Origin of the sequence: Pseudomonas sp. RC10-4-2, from assembly GCF_050433085.1 — a bacterium.
Taxonomy (GTDB): domain Bacteria; phylum Pseudomonadota; class Gammaproteobacteria; order Pseudomonadales; family Pseudomonadaceae; genus Pseudomonas; species Pseudomonas aeruginosa.
The window spans coordinates 394468-410011 of sequence record NZ_JBNPXX010000003.1 but is presented as its reverse complement, the minus strand read 5'-3'; the positions used below and the strand labels follow the sequence as shown (position 1 = coordinate 410011).

Annotated in this window: 20 protein-coding genes and 1 pseudogene; 15 read left to right on the top strand and 6 right to left on the bottom strand. The window is 66.5% G+C overall.

All coding sequences use genetic code 11. The annotated features are described in order from the left end of the window. Positions 1-28 precede the first annotated feature (28 nt). Both FHW81_RS17380 and FHW81_RS17375 read left to right on the top strand, forming a co-directional pair. Positions 29-1162 (top strand): carboxylate-amine ligase, encoded by a 1134-nt coding sequence (locus FHW81_RS17380; RefSeq protein WP_003113671.1) that lies wholly within the window; start codon positions 29-31, stop codon positions 1160-1162. Then, positions 1152-1253: pseudogene (locus tag FHW81_RS17375) on the top strand (hypothetical protein); the annotation flags it as partial. The gene FHW81_RS17380 and the pseudogene FHW81_RS17375, both read left to right, overlap by 11 nt. A 10-nt stretch (positions 1254-1263) precedes the next feature. Here FHW81_RS17375 and FHW81_RS17370 read toward each other — a convergent pair. The 3 genes from FHW81_RS17370 to FHW81_RS17360 all read right to left on the bottom strand — a co-directional run bounded on the left by FHW81_RS17370 (position 1264) and on the right by FHW81_RS17360 (position 2617). Further along, complete coding sequence (locus FHW81_RS17370) at positions 1264-1533, bottom strand: hypothetical protein (protein ID WP_003116974.1); 270 nt, start codon at positions 1531-1533, stop codon at positions 1264-1266. A 293-nt stretch (positions 1534-1826) separates the two neighbouring features. Beyond that, complete coding sequence (locus tag FHW81_RS17365; RefSeq protein ID WP_003115518.1) at positions 1827-2111, bottom strand: DUF2061 domain-containing protein; 285 nt, start codon at positions 2109-2111, stop codon at positions 1827-1829. Further along, complete coding sequence (locus FHW81_RS17360; RefSeq protein WP_003113674.1) at positions 2108-2617, bottom strand: ferritin-like domain-containing protein; 510 nt, start codon at positions 2615-2617, stop codon at positions 2108-2110. The genes FHW81_RS17365 and FHW81_RS17360 overlap by 4 nt, the downstream gene beginning before the upstream one ends. A 253-nt stretch (positions 2618-2870) precedes the next feature. Here FHW81_RS17360 and FHW81_RS17355 point away from each other — a divergent pair, with 253 nt between their 5' ends. From FHW81_RS17355 to FHW81_RS17345, 3 genes are all read left to right on the top strand, one after another. Further along, a complete protein-coding gene (locus FHW81_RS17355) occupies positions 2871-3755 on the top strand; it encodes a manganese catalase family protein (RefSeq protein ID WP_003113675.1) in 885 nt (294 codons plus the stop codon). An 83-nt stretch (positions 3756-3838) separates the two neighbouring features. Continuing rightward, positions 3839-4009 carry a hypothetical protein gene (locus FHW81_RS17350; protein WP_003113676.1) on the top strand — a complete coding sequence of 57 codons (171 nt, stop codon included), beginning with the start codon at positions 3839-3841 and terminating at the stop codon, positions 4007-4009. Positions 4010-4113: 104 nt separating this feature from the next. Next, complete coding sequence (locus FHW81_RS17345) at positions 4114-4539, top strand: low affinity iron permease family protein (RefSeq protein WP_003116972.1); 426 nt, start codon at positions 4114-4116, stop codon at positions 4537-4539. A gap of 19 nt (positions 4540-4558) precedes the next feature. On the opposite strand, the gene FHW81_RS17340 is transcribed toward FHW81_RS17345, so the two are convergent. After that, positions 4559-5725 (bottom strand): zinc-dependent alcohol dehydrogenase, encoded by a 1167-nt coding sequence (locus FHW81_RS17340; protein WP_060774237.1) that lies wholly within the window; start codon positions 5723-5725, stop codon positions 4559-4561. 260 nt (positions 5726-5985) lie between these two features. Here FHW81_RS17340 and FHW81_RS17335 point away from each other — a divergent pair, with 260 nt between their 5' ends. Both FHW81_RS17335 and FHW81_RS17330 read left to right on the top strand, forming a co-directional pair. Beyond that, positions 5986-6540 carry a ClpP family protease gene (locus FHW81_RS17335; RefSeq protein WP_003113679.1) on the top strand — a complete coding sequence of 185 codons (555 nt, stop codon included), beginning with the start codon at positions 5986-5988 and terminating at the stop codon, positions 6538-6540. A 175-nt stretch (positions 6541-6715) separates the two neighbouring features. Beyond that, the gene (locus FHW81_RS17330; protein WP_003113680.1) at positions 6716-7060 is read left to right on the top strand and encodes a general stress protein; all 345 of its coding nucleotides are present in this window, start codon (positions 6716-6718) and stop codon (positions 7058-7060) included. 162 nt (positions 7061-7222) lie between these two features. Here the strand turns inward: FHW81_RS17330 and exoY are convergent, their stop codons facing one another. Beyond that, the gene (gene exoY / locus FHW81_RS17325) at positions 7223-8359 is read right to left on the bottom strand and encodes a type III secretion system adenylate cyclase effector ExoY (protein WP_106120664.1); all 1137 of its coding nucleotides are present in this window, start codon (positions 8357-8359) and stop codon (positions 7223-7225) included. A gap of 228 nt (positions 8360-8587) precedes the next feature. Between exoY and FHW81_RS17320 the strand changes: the two genes are divergently transcribed. Beyond that, positions 8588-9001 carry a CBS domain-containing protein gene (locus FHW81_RS17320; RefSeq protein WP_003089022.1) on the top strand — a complete coding sequence of 138 codons (414 nt, stop codon included), beginning with the start codon at positions 8588-8590 and terminating at the stop codon, positions 8999-9001. Here the strand turns inward: FHW81_RS17320 and FHW81_RS17315 are convergent. After that, a complete protein-coding gene (locus FHW81_RS17315; RefSeq protein ID WP_071535968.1) occupies positions 8961-9188 on the bottom strand; it encodes an alpha-amylase family glycosyl hydrolase in 228 nt (75 codons plus the stop codon). The genes FHW81_RS17320 and FHW81_RS17315 overlap by 41 nt on opposite strands. Before the next feature lie 236 nt (positions 9189-9424). Between FHW81_RS17315 and hcnA the strand changes: the two genes are divergently transcribed. The 7 genes from hcnA to FHW81_RS17280 all read left to right on the top strand — a co-directional run bounded on the left by hcnA (position 9425) and on the right by FHW81_RS17280 (position 15514). Beyond that, on the top strand, positions 9425-9739 hold the full coding sequence (gene hcnA / locus FHW81_RS17310) for a cyanide-forming glycine dehydrogenase subunit HcnA (RefSeq protein WP_003113684.1): 315 nt from the start codon (positions 9425-9427) through the stop codon (positions 9737-9739). Continuing rightward, entirely contained in the window at positions 9736-11130 is a 1395-nt protein-coding gene (hcnB, locus tag FHW81_RS17305; RefSeq protein ID WP_003089027.1) for a cyanide-forming glycine dehydrogenase subunit HcnB, read from the top strand. The genes hcnA and hcnB overlap by 4 nt, the downstream gene beginning before the upstream one ends. A 2-nt stretch (positions 11131-11132) precedes the next feature. Continuing rightward, complete coding sequence (hcnC, locus tag FHW81_RS17300; protein ID WP_003132105.1) at positions 11133-12386, top strand: cyanide-forming glycine dehydrogenase subunit HcnC; 1254 nt, start codon at positions 11133-11135, stop codon at positions 12384-12386. 153 nt (positions 12387-12539) lie between these two features. Beyond that, a complete protein-coding gene (locus FHW81_RS17295) occupies positions 12540-13124 on the top strand; it encodes a TetR/AcrR family transcriptional regulator (protein WP_003113688.1) in 585 nt (194 codons plus the stop codon). Positions 13125-13254: 130 nt separating this feature from the next. After that, positions 13255-14292 carry an NADP-dependent oxidoreductase gene (locus FHW81_RS17290; protein WP_016253460.1) on the top strand — a complete coding sequence of 346 codons (1038 nt, stop codon included), beginning with the start codon at positions 13255-13257 and terminating at the stop codon, positions 14290-14292. After that, positions 14289-14633: a putative quinol monooxygenase gene (locus FHW81_RS17285; RefSeq protein WP_003113690.1), complete on the top strand. Its 345-nt coding sequence runs from the start codon at positions 14289-14291 to the stop codon at positions 14631-14633. The genes FHW81_RS17290 and FHW81_RS17285 overlap by 4 nt, the downstream gene beginning before the upstream one ends. A 5-nt stretch (positions 14634-14638) precedes the next feature. Continuing rightward, positions 14639-15514, top strand: a complete 876-nt coding sequence (locus FHW81_RS17280) for an NAD(P)-dependent oxidoreductase (protein ID WP_003113691.1) — start codon at positions 14639-14641, stop codon at positions 15512-15514. The last annotated feature ends 30 nt before the right edge of the window (positions 15515-15544 follow it).

The window sequence follows — 15544 nt, the reverse complement described above, 5'->3', positions numbered from 1 at the left end:
CCCGAGACAATCCCCGGGAGCTGCGCCGATGACCCACGACCTGGCCGCCAGCGGCCTTCGCTTCGGCATCGAGGAAGAATTCTTCCTGCTCGATGCCTCCGACCTGGACATCGTCCGCTCCGCCCCCGCCGGATTCGTCGCGGCCTGCCGCGACACGCTCGGCGAGCATTTCGCCGAGGAGATGTTCGAATGCCAGGTCGAGGTGGCCAGCCCGGTGTTCTCCACCCTGGCCGAGGCCGCGCGCTTCCACGGTCAGGCCCGGCAACGCCTGGCGCATCTGGCCATGGACTTCGGCCTGCGCTCGCTCTGCGTCGGCACCCATCCCTTCGCCGACTGGCGGCGGGCGCGAAGCAACCCGGCGGCGCACTTCGCCCGCCTGTTCGAGGACCAGGGGCGGGTGGCCCGGCGCAGCCTGGTCTGCGGCCTGCACGTGCATGTGGAGATACCGCCGAGCCACGACCGCATGGCTGTGCTCCAGCGCGTGTTGCCGTGGCTGCCGCTGCTGCTGGCGTTGAGCGCATCCTCGCCGTTCCGCGGCGGCCGGCGCAGCGGCCTGGCGAGCTATCGACGGGCACTCTGCGGCGAGTGGCCGAGGATGAACATTCCTCCTGCCTTGCCCGACGAGGACGCCTATCGCCGCCACCTGGCGCTGCTGCGCGAGACCGGCTGCATCCGCGAGGATGGCCAGGTCTGGTGGATGATCCGGCCGTCATCCCATGTGCCGACCCTGGAGCTGCGTATCTGCGACGCCTGCCCGCGCCTGGCCGACGCGCTGAGCCTGGCCGGGCTGTTCAGGGCGCTGGTGGGCGAAGCGCTGGGCGCGGACCCGCGTGCGTTGCCGGTCGCGCGCGACGCCTGCCTGGAGGAAAACTACTGGCAGGCGCTGCGTTACGGTTGCGCCGGCCGCTATCTCGTCGAAGGCCGCTGCGTAGGTGCCGGGGACTGGCTGGAAATGGCCTGGCGACAGTGCCGGCCGCAGGCCCGCCAGGGCAACGAATGGGCCTACCAGCATGCCTGCGGGCTACTCGAAGAGACCTCCGCCGCTCGCCAGTTGCGGCGTTACCGGAGGTTGCGCGAAGCGGGCCAGGAGCGCCATCCGGCACTGCGCCGGCTGGTGGAGGAGCTGCTGGAGGAAAATCTCCAGCCGGCCTTGGCCGGCTAGCGCGCCGTTCATCATTCCCTTCATCCTCGGCTACACCGCCTGCAGCTACTACGTATTTCGCGGCAAGAGCGCCGATGCCGGCTATCACTGAGCCGGGCCGGTCAGGAACAGGCGCGCCCGATCCGCGGCGTACGGCGGGCACCGGCGAGGAGCAGGGCGAACTCGTCGTGAAGGACTTCGCTCATCCGGCGTACCGCCTCGTCACTGGCCAGGAGATCGAGGGCGACTCCTGGAATGGTGATGTTTTCTTGCGGATTGACATGGCTGCTGAATTGCAAGGTGACTTCATGGGTATCGCTGATGGAAACCAGGCAGTCGTAGCCAGCCAGGTAATTTCGGAAACTGTTGGCAATCATGCGGGGCGTAGTCATGGCTGATACTCCAGGGTGGATCGTTACTCTGACCTTAGCCGCGACGATACCCGCGAGCGAAACATGCAACGATCGACGGGCGCCTCTTCCAGGCAGGCGAAACGAAACGGCAAAGGCCTCGCTTTCTCCATCGCGAACCGACGATTTCGACGCAATTGCCGAAACGCGGGTGAGGCCAGGAAATCTTCTTTCCAAGGAGACGCGCCTACGGACACGCGAGACCCTCGTCGCTCCTCGAACCACCGGCTTGCTGCGCCCGGTGGCGGCTTTCGTCGCCCTCGAAGCGCGCCGGCTCAGTCGCGGCGTTCCGACGGCACCAGATTGCCGTGGCCGTGTCCGCTCTCCCGGCGCGGCCGGGCACCGAAGCGCTGCCAGACACGCTCGTGGAAATAGAACGCCACGGTGTTGCAACTGGGTTCGATCAGCGCGATCAGGCCGCCGGTCAGCACCGAGCCGGTCAGCGTGTAGGCCACGCCGAAGGCGATGCTGAAGTGCAGTATGGCGAAAGTCAGGGTCTTGAGCAGGGGCGCCTGCGGGTCCGATCGCCCGCAGCACGCCCCGATCACCCTTGGGTTCATCGCTTGGCCTCGGTGTCCGGCTGAGAGTCGCGGGCAAGGAAGGCCTGGGTGAGTTCCGGCAGATGGTCGCGCAACCAGTCCGCCATGGCTTGTTCCTGGGGCAGGATGCGTTCCAGCGCGGCAAGGGTTTCGGCGTCGCCGACCTCGCGGGCGGCGGCGATCAGCACGGTGTAGGCGGCGATCTCCATGTTTTCGAACACATAGCCGCTCATGGCGCCCTTGACCACTTCGTCGCTGACTGTCATGCCAGCCACCGCCTGGCCGAAGGCCATCAGCTTGGCGCCGATGTCCTTCAGCGTCGACGGACTGCTGTCCAGGCGCTTCAGACACTCCTCGAGCAGACGCTGCTGGCCATGGGTTTCCTCGATGTGCTGTTCGATCCGCGTCTTCAGTTGCGGATAGTGTTCCAGCCGCGCGGCTTGCGCTTTCAGCATCTGCTCGGCCTGTTGCTCCATGGCGTGGGCATCGCGCAGCCAGTCCAGCAGGTTTTCCTGTTTGCTCGTCATCGCGGTTCTCCTCGGTGTGTATGTGTCTGCTCAGAGGTGGCCGCCGGGCGCAGCGTTCAGTTTCTTTTCCGACCGGTAGCAGTCAGCGCAGCGGCGCCGTTGCGCCAGGCGAGACGCGTTGGGGAAAAGTTCTGAACCATCGCCCGCTGCGGGATTCCGAGCTTCCGTGCGCAGGATGAAAGCGCCGCTTCGAATAGCCGTTGTTCGAATGTCCGTCGGAGGGAAGGTCCACGAACCCACAGAGGAACGAACCATGTTCGTACATGACAAGCGACTGCAGTACACCGTCAGGGTCGCCGCGCCCGATCCTGGCCTGGCCAACCTGCTGCTGGAGCAGTTCGGCGGGCCGCAGGGCGAGCTGGCCGCCGCCATGCGCTATTTCACCCAGGGCCTCGGCGAGTGCGATCCCGGTCGCAAGGACCTGCTGATGGACATCGCCACCGAGGAACTCAGCCACCTGGAAATCATCGGTTCGATCGTCGGCATGCTCAACAAGGGCGCCAAGGGGCGTCTGGCCGAAGCGGTGGAGGAGGAGGCCGAGCTGTACCGTTCGTTGACCGGAGGCGGCAACGACTCGCATATCACCTCGCTGCTTTACGGCGGCGGGCCCGCCCTGGTGAACTCCGGTGGCGTACCCTGGAGCGCGGCCTACATCGATACCATCGGCGAGCCGACCGCGGACCTGCGTTCCAACATCGCCGCCGAGGCGCGTGCGAAGATCGTTTACGAACGACTGATCAACCTCACCGACGATCCCGGCATCAAGGATGCGCTGACCTTCCTCATGACCCGCGAGCTGGCGCACCAGCTTTCCTTCGAAAAGGCCCTGCACTCGATCCAGCCGAACTTCCCGCAAGGCAAGCTGCAAGGGATGCCGGAGTTCGCCCGGCGTTACCTGAACATGTCGCGCGGCGAGGGCGACACGCGCGGTTCCTGGAACGAGGGTGATGGCTGGGAATACGTGGAGGCGCCACAGCCGGCCCTGGATGGAGGCGACGGCACGGCCAGCGTGAACCTGTCCGAGACTGAGCAGGAGGTGTTGCAGCGAATGGCAGACCGCACCCGCTCCGACCCCATGACCGATCCGCTGACAGGTGCGGACCTGGGCGCTGGCGCGGCTGCCGACAAAGCGCCTTGAGCGCGGATGCCCGACGTCGGCGGGCGAGTCCCGGCCTCCACGCCCGGCACCTTAGCGTGGAGGCACGGCAGAGGAGCCTCGAGATGACCGCCAAGCGCGAAACACCCGAGACAGAAAACACCCCGCTGAGCCCCGCCTCGCCGACGCTACGTCCCGAGCGGGGCAAGCGCGACCAGGCGAGCGAGGCGCAACCGGAATTCGCCCCGGACGATCCCGACGTAGCGGGCCCCGGCGAAGCCCGTCGTCCCGCCTGAAGTCGCCGGCGCCCGCAGGGCGCCGGTCATTTCGTCCGGTCGTTGGAAAGCCCGGCGGGGCGGGCGGTCATCAGTAGGGAGAATGCAGCAGGGAGTCCGCCGCCATGAGTTTTTCCCGTTTCGCCCAACGCCTGTCCAACTGGGCCGGCCGCCCGCCAACCTTCGTCGTTGCCCTCGGATTGATCCTGTTGTGGGCGATCAGCGGGCCGTTCTTCGACTTCAACGATACCTGGCAACTGGTGATCAATACCTCGACCACCATTGTCACCTTCCTCATGGTCTTCCTCATCCAGAACACCCAGAACCGCGATACCGACGCGCTGCATATCAAGATCGACGAACTGTTGCGCAGCACCCGACGTGCCCACAATGCGCTGCTCGGTCTGGACGACCTGGACGCCGATACCCTTCGCGAACTGCGTCAGCGCTACCAGCACATGGGCGAGCAGGACGGCGAGACGCCGGAAAGCGTCGCCGCCGAGGAAGAGCGCCAGTGCGGATGCGGCGAGGAGCGACGGCGCGCCGACTGAACCGCCGCGCCGCGATGGCTCATGGGCGCAGGACGACCTTGCGGCAATCCTCGCGTTTTTCGTCGAACAGGGCGTAGCCCTCCGGTGCGTCGTCCAGACGCAGGCGGTGGCTGATGATCGCCTCGGGATGCAGGTCGCCGTTGCCGATGTGTTCGAGCAAGGCCGGCAGCAGTGCCTGTACATGGGTCTGGCCCATCTTGAAGGTCAAGCCCTTGTCGAAGGCATCGCCGAACAGGAAGCCATGGATGAAGCCGGCATACACGCCCGGCACGCTCACTGTGCCACCCCGCCGGACAGCCGCGATGCACTGGCGTAGTGCCTTGCCGCTGCTGGCTTCGAGCTTGAGCGCGGTGAGCACGGTTTCGGTGACGCTGCCCTTGGCCTCGAAGCCCACCGCGTCGATCACCGCGTCGACGCCGCGGTGCCCGTCGGTGCGCTCGATGATCGCCGCGGCGGGATCGTCCTCCTGGTCGAAGTCGATGGGAATCGCACCGTAGGAGCGCGCGGCGAAGTCCAGCCGGTAGGGATGGTGGTCGACGATGAAGATCCGCTCGGCGCCCAACATCCGCGCGCAGGCGGCGGCCATCAGGCCGACCGGGCCGGCGCCGTAGATCGCCACGCTACTGCCCTGGCGGACGCCGGCATTGCGCACCGCCTGGTAGCCGGTGGGGAGGATGTCGCTGAGGAACAGCACGCGTTCGTCTTCCATTACGTCGGGAATCACGAAAGGCCCGCTGTTGGCCTTGGGCACCCGAACGTATTCGGCCTGGCCACCCGGCACGCCGCCGTACAGGTGGCTGTAGCCATAGAGCGCCGCGCCCGGCGGAATCTGCTTCTTGTTGAGGATCGCGCCGCGCCCCGGGTTGGTGGTCTCGCAGGCGGCGTGCAGGTTCAGGCGGCAGAAGAAGCACTCGCCGCAGGCGATGACGAAGGGCACCACCACCCGGTCGCCCGGACGCACCGCGGTCACGGCCGAGCCGACTTCCTCGACGACGCCCATGAACTCGTGGCCGAGGATGTCGCCCTGCTCGACCATCGGGATATTGCCCCGGTAGAGATGTAGGTCGGAGCCGCAGATGGCGGTGGCGGTCACGCGAAGCAGCAGGTCGTCGGGTTCCTGCAGGCGCGGTTCGGCAACCCGATCGATACGGACATCGTGGCTGCCGTGGAAGGTGAGGGCGCGCATGGCATTGCTCCTGGCTGTGGGTCGTGCAGGTGGGGCGTGCGCAGCAGCACCGGAGTTCATTCGGCGGGATGGGTGGCGCTCGATACCGGCCCCCGGAGGCCACTGCACGCACGTTGAGTCGTGGAGGCCGGCGAGGAACGCAGGCCCTCGCTCCCTGGGTGCCATTCGTCGCGACGATGGCTCACGGCGGACGTACGGCAATCCTCTGTAGGGAAAGCATTGCAGACCGTCGAGGAACCGATACGGAAAGAGAGGCGAGCATGTCCAAGCAGCACATCATCCATTTCACCGGGCCGATCAATTCGTCCACCTGCGGCAATCTGATCAACACTTGCGCCAAGGTCCTGCAACAGGAGGCCGAGGAGTTGCGGATCAACATCGCCACCATGGGCGGGGAATGCAGCTACGGCTTTACCCTGTACAACTTCCTGCGCGCGCTGCCGGTGCCGATACATACCCACAACCTGGGTACCGTCGAGTCGATGGGCAACATCCTGTTCCTCGCCGGCGAGCGACGCAGCGCCAGTGCCCACAGCAAGTTCCTGTTCCATCCTTTCCACTGGACCCTGCATGGCGCGGTGGACCATGCGCGGATGGCGGAATATGCGATGAGCCTCGACTACGACCTGGAGCTTTACGCCCGGATCGTCGCCGAGAACACCCGTGATGCGCCGGAACGCCTGGACATCCCGCGCTACCTGATGGCCTATCCGCGCATCCTTGGTCCGGAAGACGCCCTGGCTTGCGGACTGATCCATACGGTGGACGATTCGCCTATACCCGCTGCCGCCTGCCAGTGGAGTATCCATTCTTAGTTTCCCGCGCCGCCCAGCATATTCCGGCAAGCGGAAGGCCTTGGATCGGCTAATGATTTTTTCGTCCCAGGGCGCCCGCAAAGAGTTTGAACGATCCATCGCGCAAGCCTTCGGAGTAAGTGCACGCGGCGAAAAACGCCGCATCCCTTTCAACCCTCGAGAGGAGGACACGAGCATGACCGACAAACGACAAGGCATGAGCACCAGCGAAGCCGGGCAGAAAGGCGGCGCAGCTACCTCCAGGAGCCACGGCAAGGAGTTCTACCAGGAGATCGGCCACAAGGGTGGCCAGGCCAGCGGCGGCAACTTCGCCAATGACCCGCAGCGCGCCGCCGAAGCCGGGCGCAAGGGTGGCCAGCAGAGCGGAGGCAATTTCGCCAATGACCCGGAAAGAGCCGCCGAGGCGGGCCGCAAGGGCGGCCAGCAGAGCGGCGGGAACTTCGCCAACGATCGGGAAAAGGCCTCCGAGGCAGGACGCAAGGGTGGCCAGCACAGCCACGGCGGCGGACGCTCGTCCTGACCGTGCCGAACCGCTGAAGCGTACGGCGCATCCCCAACGGGATGCGCCGTTTTCACATCGGCCGAAGAGAGCCGGTCCGGGGCTTCGGAAAGTCCCGTTCGAACAGGCGGCAGGATGCCCATGCCGCCGGGGAAAGCGGGCTTTGCCAACGACCTTCGCGCATCAGACCTTACGTTGGAAAAAGTCGAGCGCCTCCTGGAAGCTGGGCCGCAGCGGCACGTTCCAGTCGGGATGGGCGGTGAAGTGATAGCCGTTGCCCTTGATGCACTCGACCAGCAAGGAAAAGCTCTTCCGATCCGCCACCACGCAGACCTCGTCGAAGCGAACGGACTCTTCTCCGACCCGATGCTCCATGGCCCGGGGAAGGTAGAAGGTGACCGGGAAGTTGTCACCCATATGGGAGCCTGGGTTGCCCGCATCGTCGCTGTGGTGAAACATCTCCCTGTGCTCCCCCCGGCCCAGGCAGTCATTGAGGGCGTCCACCAGTTGCCGCGTGCGCGGAGTGATGTTTCCCCTGGCCATATCCTCCCTGCCATAGAATCCGTCCTCGCTCAGGGGATCCTTTGCACCGAGGGGGGTGTATCTGACCGCGGTATTCCTTCTTGCATCGAGACCACCACTGCCATGCGCCTCGATCGAGGGCGCTACCAGGAAGAGGTCATAATCGGCGGTCATCGCCAGCCCGCAAGCCGGGCTGGCCAGTACCTGCACCGCTTCCGACCGCCCCAGGCGGCTGATCCTGTAGAGACCGTCCGGCTCCTGGCGGGCTTCGAACTCATAGCGTTTGCCGCTGGGGCCCTGCGCGGTCAGGAGGCGAACCGGCCCGACACCGTCTGCCACCAAGCCGAAATTCCGCACCAGCTCCGCAAGGCGTTGCCGAGAGATCCGCAGGTCGGTCTGGGTATAGGCTCCGCCATCCATTCCCTTCGCCACAGCCAGGTTCAGCTTGCGTATTTCCGCCGTGTCGCGGTCTTCCCGCTTGCTGAGATGCTGGTCGACACAGATGAACCCCGCCTGCGGACCCCAGTTCGAGCTTTTCCCCTTCACCGAGAAGCCCTTGGTCGGGAAACCCTCTTCGATCAGCGTGGTGACGATTCTTTCAACCGGGCGAATGCCAAAGACGGTATTCGTCTGCCTGGCCACCGCCTGCATGCGCAAGGCATGTTCGACGGGAACCCCCACCCCCTGCGCATCGAACAGGTCCTGTAGAGCCCGTGCCTGCATATCCGCAGGGCGCAGTAGCGGTCCGGGCTGTGCCGTTGCGTTAGAAACCACCTGACGATGACCGTCGATACGCATGGTTCGTTTTCCCGCATATGCCAAAGAAGGAGTCGAGAATAAGAATCCGGGCAGCGGCGAGATATCAGAAAACGCGGGCAAATTTTTTGTTTTCCGCACGCTGCCCGCGCGAGCGCTAGGTAGATGACGGCGACGCCGGGAAGAAACTTCGAACTCCCCGTATGCGGGCGATTCACAAGCAGGGAGAGCCGCGCCGAAAACGGCGCGCCGGAAGAAGGAGACAGAACGATGAAAGTCCGGGAAATCATGAGTCGCGAAGTACGTACCGTCACCCCCCAGACCACCCTCGGCGAGGCGGCGCTGCTGATGCGCCAAGCCGATATCGGCGCCTTGCTGGTCAACGAGGGCGAGCGCCTGACCGGCGTGGTCACCGACCGCGACCTGGCGGTGCGCGGCCTCGCCGATGGACTCGGAGCCGACCGCCCGGTGCGCGAGGTGATGAGCGGGGAACTGCGCTACTGCTTCGAGGACGAGGAAGTGGACCATGTGGCGAAGAACATGGCGCAACTGGAGAAGCGCCGCTTGCCGGTAATGGATCGCAACAAGCGCCTGGTAGGCATCGTCTCGCTGGCCAACATCGCGACCTGCAACGCCGACAAGCTCAGCGCCAACCTCTTGCGCGGCGTGGCCCGCGCGCACTGAGTCGGACATCACGGAACGACGGGTGGTGGCGATCTGCGGCGGCAGCGCCGGGGTCGGGTGAGCGATACACCGGTGACGGCCAGAGGGCGTCGCCGCCAAGGCGGCGCAGGTGGTCCAGGCGCGCGACCAGGCCGGGCAGGTCGCCGTCGCTGTCGGTGAACGAACGCGGGTAGACCTGGTAGATCACCGCGCGTTACCACCAGGGCGGTTGGAAGGATTGCAGCATGGGGCCTCCACGGGTGAGCCGGCTTTGCTGCTTGGCACCCTGGGGTAGGCGCGGGTTCGACTTTTCCGCGCGAACGCCTGCACCCCACCTACCAGAATTGGCAGGGGAAGATACCCACCTGTCATGGATCAATGTCCGCGCCCGGCCCGACTCCTAGTGTCGCCGGCTCCCGACTCTCTCTCACGGATGAAAGGGCAATGCACCTTCTTGAACGTCAACACGATATCCAGCCCCTCTCGCGGGCAGACATGACCATCCACCTCAATGGCCAGCCCGTCGCGGCGGCTGCCGGTGAGACCGTGCTCAACGTGCTCAATGCCGTGGGCCTGCGCCGGCTCGCGCGCAACGACCATGGCCAGGCCAGCGGCGCCTTCTGCGGCATGGGCGTATGCCACTGCTGCCTGGTCGCCATCGACGGCCGGCCCAAGCGCCGCGCCTGCCAGACCGTCGTCCGGCCGGGCATGCGGGTGGAAACCGAAAGCAACCGCTTCGACCAGGAGGAACGGCCATGAACCTGCGCCCGGTGATCGTCGGCGGCGGCTCGGCCGGCATGGCCGCAGCCATCGAGCTGGCCAGGCGCGGGGTCCCCTGCGTCCTCTTCGACGAGGCCTCGCGTCCCGGCGGGGTGGTCTATCGCGGCCCCTTGCGGGCCGGCGTCGATCCGGCCTACCTCGGCGCGCGCTACACCCGGATGCTGGAAAAACTGCGGCGCGATTTCTCCGCCTGCGCCGGGCACATCGACCTGCGCCTGAACAGCCGCGTGGTCGGTGGCGACGGCCAGCGCCTGATGGTCCTCGACGAGGCGGAACGGCTGCACGAGGTGGAGTATTCGCACCTGCTCCTGGCCACCGGCTGCCATGAGCGCAGCGTGCCGTTTCCCGGCTGGACCCTGCCCGGGGTGATGCTCCTCGGCGGCCTGCAATTGCAGATCAAGAGCGGCGTGGTGAAGCCCCTGGGCGATACCCTGATCGCCGGCAGCGGCCCGCTGCTGCCACTGGTGGCCTGCCAGCTGCATGCGGCCGGGGTACGTGTCGCCGGGGTCTACGAGGCCTGCGCGTTCGGCCGCATGGCCAGGGAAAGCCTGGCGCTGCTGAACAAGCCGCAACTGTTCCTCGACGGCCTGAGCATGCTCGGCTATCTCAAGCTCAACGGCATTCCGCTGCACTATGGCTGGGGCGTGGTGGAGGCCAGCGGCGAGGGGGAACTGACGGAAGTGACGGTAGCGCCCTACGACGAAGAGTGGCGGCCCGACCTGGAAAACGCGCGACCGGTGAAGGCCAGCACCCTGGCGGTCGGCTATGGCTTCATCCCGCGCACCCAGCTCAGCCAGCAGTTGGGTCTGGAGCACGGCTTCAGCGACGACGGATACCTGCGCGCGGAATGCAACGTCTGGCAGCAGAGCAGCCAACCGCACATCCACCTGGCCGGCGACATGGCGGGTATCCGCGGCGGCGAGGCGGCGATGATCGGCGGGCGCATCGCGGCCTTGTCGATCCTCCTGCAACGCGAGGCCATCGCGCCCGCCGAGGCCATCGAACGCCGAGAATCCCATCTCGCCCGCCTGGAGGCGATCAAGCGCTTCCGCGCCGGAGTCGAGCGCTACACCCAGCGCGGCGCCCGCCAGGTCGAACTGGCGCGGGCCGATACGGTGATCTGCCGCTGCGAACAGGTCACCCGTGGCGACATCGAGCGCGCGCTCGAACAGGGCGTGCAGGACATCGCCGGGCTGAAGATGCGCACCCGCGCCGGCATGGGCGACTGCCAGGGGCGGATGTGCATCGGCTACTGCAGCGATCGCCTGCGCCGCGCCACCGGACGCCACGACGTCGGCTGGCTGCGGCCGCGTTTCCCGATCGATCCGATCCCGTTTTCCGCATTCCAGAACCTCGGTACGGAAGCCTGAACATGAACAGAACCTATGACATCGTGATTGCCGGCGGCGGCGTGATCGGCGCGTCCTGCGCCTACCAACTGTCCAGGCGCGGCAACCTGCGCATCGCCGTGGTCGACGACAAGCGCCCGGGCAACGCCACCCGCGCCTCGGCCGGCGGCCTCTGGGCCATCGGCGAATCGGTGGGACTGGGCTGCGGGGTGATCTTCTTCCGCATGATGTCCTCCCGCAACCGGCGCGAGGCCCAGGGCGCGGCGGTGGCGGTGGACGCGAGCACGCCGCACATCCTGCCGCCGGCGTTCTTCGACCTCGCCCTGCAATCCAACGCGCTGTACCCGGAACTGCACCGAGAACTGATCGAACGCCACGGGATGGACTTCAAGTTCGAGCGCACCGGGCTGAAATACGTGATCCAGGACGACGAGGATCGCCAGTACGCCGAGCACATCGTGGCGCAGATCCCGCATCTGGCCGAGCAGGTGCGCTGGCTGGACCGCGAGGAACTGCGTCGTGCCGAGCCGGCGGTCAGCCACGCGGCCCACGGCGCGCTGGAATTCCTCTGCGACCACCAGGTCAGCCCGTTCCGCCTGGCCGACGCCTACCTGGAGGCGGCGCGCCAGAACGGCGTCGAGCTGTTGCTGGGAACCAACGTCACCGGTGTGCTGCGCCAGGGCCGGCGGATCAGCGGGGTGCGCACGGACAATGCCGGGGTGCTGCATTGCCGGACCCTGATCAACGCCGCCGGCGCCTGGGCCGCGGAACTCAGCGAAATGGCCACCGGCCGGCGCATCCCGGTGAAGCCGGTGAAGGGCCAGATCGTCCTCACCGAGCGCATGCCACGACTGCTGAACGGTTGCCTGACCACCAGCGACTGCTACATGGCGCAGAAGGACAATGGCGAGATCCTGATCGGCAGCACCACCGAGGACAAGGGCTTCGACGTCAGCAACACCTTCCCGGAAATCGCCGGCCTGGTGCAGGGCGCGGTGCGTTGCGTGCCGGAGCTGCAACAGGTCAACCTCAAGCGCACCTGGGCCGGCCTGCGCCCGGGCTCGCCGGACGAACTGCCGATTCTCGGTCCGGTGGCTGAAGTGGAGGGCTACCTGAATGCCTGCGGGCATTTCCGCACCGGCATCCTCACGTCGGCGATCACCGGGGTGCTGCTCGACCGGCTGGTCCACGAAGAGACGCTGCCGCTGGACATCGCGCCGTTCCTCGCCGCGCGCTTCCAGCCGGAGCCTGCCGCCGTGGCGGTCGCGGCCTGCTAGGTCCGCGAGGGGTAAATCCGCGGAGCGGGGCGGGCGCCGGACCGGCGTCCGTTCCGCACGGTTCCCGACAGCGGCGCAGTTGCCGTCGGCGCTATACTCATGGCTTCGAATTATTTCTAGACGACTGGTCTAATTCAAGCTACCGTGCGCCCCATGAAAACCAGCTACGACGACACCCGCCAGCATCTGCTCGATACCGGATACCGGATCATGGCGGTCAAAGGCTTCTCCGGAGTCGGCCTCAACGAAATCCTGCAGAGCGCGGGCGTTCCCAAGGGCTCGTTCTACCATTACTTCAAATCCAAGGAACAGTTCGGCCAGGCCCTGCTGGAGGACTACTTCCGCGTCTACCTGGCGGACATGGACCAACGCTTCTCCGCGCCAGGGCTGAATGCCCGCGAACGACTGATGAGCTACTGGCAGAAGTGGCTGGACAACGCCTGCCCGCCCTGCGACGAGCAGCGCTGCCTGGTGGTCAAGCTCAGCGCCGAGGTCGCGGACCTTTCGGAAAGCATGCGCATCACCCTGCGCGACGGCTCCGACGGGATCATCGAACGCCTGGTCGGCTGCCTCGGGCAGGGCCGCGACGACGGCTCCCTCGCGCCCTGCGATGCCCGGCACATGGCCAGCGCGCTGTACCAGTTGTGGCTCGGCGCGAGCCTGCTGAGCAAGCTGCACCGCAGCCCGGGACCGCTGGAGACAGCCATGCAGACCACCCGCAGCCTGCTGGAAATCTGAGGTACCGCCAGGAAATACCCGCCCCGCAAGAGGCGGGTATTTTTTCGACCCGTCAGTAGTTGACTGGTCTAATTTGCCCGGCGCACGGTATGAGCCGTTCGCCACATTCGTCAGACAGAGGAGTCTGGAAATGTCCCAATCCACGCAGGTCAACCGCCGCATCGTCCTCGCCTCGCGCCCCCACGGCGCCCCGACCCGGGATAACTTCCGCATCGAGCAGGTTCCGCTTCCTGAGCCCGGCGCGGGCCAGGTGCTGCTGCGCACCGTCTACCTGTCGCTCGATCCCTACATGCGCGGACGGATGAGCGACGCGCCGTCCTACGCGCCGCCGGTGGAGCTCGGCGCGGTCATGGTCGGCGGCACGGTCAGCCGGGTGGAAGCCTCGAACCATCCCGGGTTCAAGATCGGCGACTGGGTACTCTCGGCCAACGGCTGGCAGGACTACGCGCTATCCGACGGCAGCGGCCTGGCGCGCCTGGGCGAGTCGCCGGAGCATCCGTCCTACGCCCTGGGCCTGCTCGGCATGCCCGGCTTCACCGCCTACATGGGCCTGCTCGACATCGGCAAGCCCCAGGCCGGCGAGACCCTGGTGGTGGCCGCCGCCACCGGGCCGGTCGGCGCCACCGTCGGACAGATCGGCAAGCTCAAGGGCTGCCGAGTGGTCGGCGTCGCCGGCGGTGCGGAAAAATGCCGCCACGCCGTGCAGGTGCTCGGCTTCGATGCCTGCCTCGACCACCATGCCGCGGACTTCGCCGAACGACTGGCCGAGGCCTGCCCGGACGGCATCGACATCTATTACGAGAACGTCGGCGGCAAGGTCTTCGACGCCGTCTTCCCGCTGCTCAACGCCAAGGCCCGGATCCCGGTCTGCGGCATCGTCGCCCACTACAACGACACCGAGCTGCCACCCGGGCCGGACCGCTTGCCGGCGCTGATGGGCACGATCCTGCGCAAGCGCATCAAGGTGCAGGGCTTCATCATCTTCGACGACTACGGCCATCGCTACGATGAATTCCAGCGCGACATGTCGAAGTGGTTCGCCGACGGCCTCATCCAGTACCGCGAAGAGCGGGTCGACGGCCTGGAGAATGCCCCCGAGGCCTTCTTCGGCCTGCTCCAGGGACGCAATTTCGGCAAGCTGGTGGTGCGCGTCGGAGCCGACGCATGAACCAGGCGGTCCGTGTGGTAGCGCTGTTGCAGGCGCGCGAGGGCAGGGCGGCGGAGGTCGAGCGGCTGCTGCTGGCCTGCGTGCAGCCGTCGCGGGCCGAGGACGGCTGCCTGTCCTATGTCCTGCACCGGAGCCTCGACGAGGCCGGGCGCTTCGTCTTCGTCGAGCGCTGGGCCGACCGCGACGCCATCGAGCGGCACCGACGGATGCCGCACTACAGGGCGATGGCCGATGCCGTCGCCGATCTCCTGGCGGACCGCCAGGTGTTCCTCCTCGAGGAACTGCCAGCGGCCAGCCTGTCTCCGGTAGATCCGGAACCTACAAGACCCCATGAGGAGTGAAACGGATGAAAGTCGGATTTCTGGGCCTGGGCGGCATGGGCGCCGCCATGGCCACCCGCCTGGTGCAGGCGGGACTCGAAGTGACGGTGTGGAACCGTTCCGCGGCGGCCTGCGAGCCCCTGGTGGCGCTGGGCGCTGCCAGGGCGGAGGAGGTCGGCGAGCTGTTCGGCCTCGACGTGGTCATCAGCATGCTGGCGGACGACCAGGCGATTCGCGGCGTGCTGCTCGACAGCGGCGCGCTCGAACGGGCGAGGCCGGGTCTCATCCACCTGAGCATGTCGACCCTGTCGCTCGATTGCGTCGAGGCGCTCGACCAGGCGCACCAGCGCCAGGGCCTCGCGTTCGTCGCCGCGCCGGTGTTCGGCCGCACCGACGTGGCGGAGGCCGGCAAGCTGAACATCGTCGTCGGCGGTCCGGAGGAAGCCATCGAGCAAGTCAAGGCGCTGCTGGAAATTATGGGACAGAAGACATGGTTTTTCGGAAAAGACCCGCGCGGGGCAATGGCGGTGAAGATCTCTGGTAACTTCATGATCGCCAGCGCCATCGAAAGCATGGGCGAAAGCGTCGCCCTGGTGAAGCGCCTGGGCGTCGAGCCCGGCCGGTTCATGGAGCTCATGTCCTCGACGCTTTTCGATGCGCCTGTCTATCGCAACTACGGCCCGCAGATCGTCGAGCAGCGTTTCACACCGGCCAGGTTCCGCCTGGTCCTCGGGTTGAAGGATGTCGACCTGGCGCTGTCCGCCGGCAAGCGCCACAACGTGCCGCTGCCGCTGGCCAGCCTGTTGCACGACGTGTTGCTCGAAGCCATCGCCCATGGCGACGGGGAATCGGACTGGACGGCGCTGGCGAAGGTAGCGTTGTCACGATCGGGACAAATCTGAAAAGGTTCTGCGCACGGCCCGGCAGGGCCC

Bases quoted from the DNA above. Each gene is read 5' to 3' on its own strand.
- FHW81_RS17360 (WP_003113674.1), bottom strand. From the start codon at position 2,617: ATGACGAGCAAACAGGAAAACCTGCTGGACTGGCTGCGCGATGCCCAC.
- FHW81_RS17365 (WP_003115518.1), bottom strand. From the start codon at position 2,111: ATGAACCCAAGGGTGATCGGGGCGTGCTGCGGGCGATCGGACCCGCAG.
- FHW81_RS17370 (WP_003116974.1), bottom strand. From the start codon at position 1,533: ATGACTACGCCCCGCATGATTGCCAACAGTTTCCGAAATTACCTGGCT.
- hcnA (WP_003113684.1), top strand. From the start codon at position 9,425: ATGCACCTTCTTGAACGTCAACACGATATCCAGCCCCTCTCGCGGGCA.
- FHW81_RS17350 (WP_003113676.1), top strand. From the start codon at position 3,839: ATGACCGCCAAGCGCGAAACACCCGAGACAGAAAACACCCCGCTGAGC.
- FHW81_RS17330 (WP_003113680.1), top strand. From the start codon at position 6,716: ATGACCGACAAACGACAAGGCATGAGCACCAGCGAAGCCGGGCAGAAA.
- FHW81_RS17345 (WP_003116972.1), top strand. From the start codon at position 4,114: ATGAGTTTTTCCCGTTTCGCCCAACGCCTGTCCAACTGGGCCGGCCGC.
- FHW81_RS17295 (WP_003113688.1), top strand. From the start codon at position 12,540: ATGAAAACCAGCTACGACGACACCCGCCAGCATCTGCTCGATACCGGA.
- FHW81_RS17320 (WP_003089022.1), top strand. From the start codon at position 8,588: ATGAAAGTCCGGGAAATCATGAGTCGCGAAGTACGTACCGTCACCCCC.
- FHW81_RS17355 (WP_003113675.1), top strand. From the start codon at position 2,871: ATGTTCGTACATGACAAGCGACTGCAGTACACCGTCAGGGTCGCCGCG.
- hcnC (WP_003132105.1), top strand. From the start codon at position 11,133: ATGAACAGAACCTATGACATCGTGATTGCCGGCGGCGGCGTGATCGGC.
- FHW81_RS17380 (WP_003113671.1), top strand. From the start codon at position 29: ATGACCCACGACCTGGCCGCCAGCGGCCTTCGCTTCGGCATCGAGGAA.
- FHW81_RS17335 (WP_003113679.1), top strand. From the start codon at position 5,986: ATGTCCAAGCAGCACATCATCCATTTCACCGGGCCGATCAATTCGTCC.
- FHW81_RS17290 (WP_016253460.1), top strand. From the start codon at position 13,255: ATGTCCCAATCCACGCAGGTCAACCGCCGCATCGTCCTCGCCTCGCGC.
- hcnB (WP_003089027.1), top strand. From the start codon at position 9,736: ATGAACCTGCGCCCGGTGATCGTCGGCGGCGGCTCGGCCGGCATGGCC.
- FHW81_RS17285 (WP_003113690.1), top strand. From the start codon at position 14,289: ATGAACCAGGCGGTCCGTGTGGTAGCGCTGTTGCAGGCGCGCGAGGGC.
- FHW81_RS17280 (WP_003113691.1), top strand. From the start codon at position 14,639: ATGAAAGTCGGATTTCTGGGCCTGGGCGGCATGGGCGCCGCCATGGCC.
- FHW81_RS17340 (WP_060774237.1), bottom strand. From the start codon at position 5,725: ATGCGCGCCCTCACCTTCCACGGCAGCCACGATGTCCGTATCGATCGG.
- exoY (WP_106120664.1), bottom strand. From the start codon at position 8,359: ATGCGTATCGACGGTCATCGTCAGGTGGTTTCTAACGCAACGGCACAG.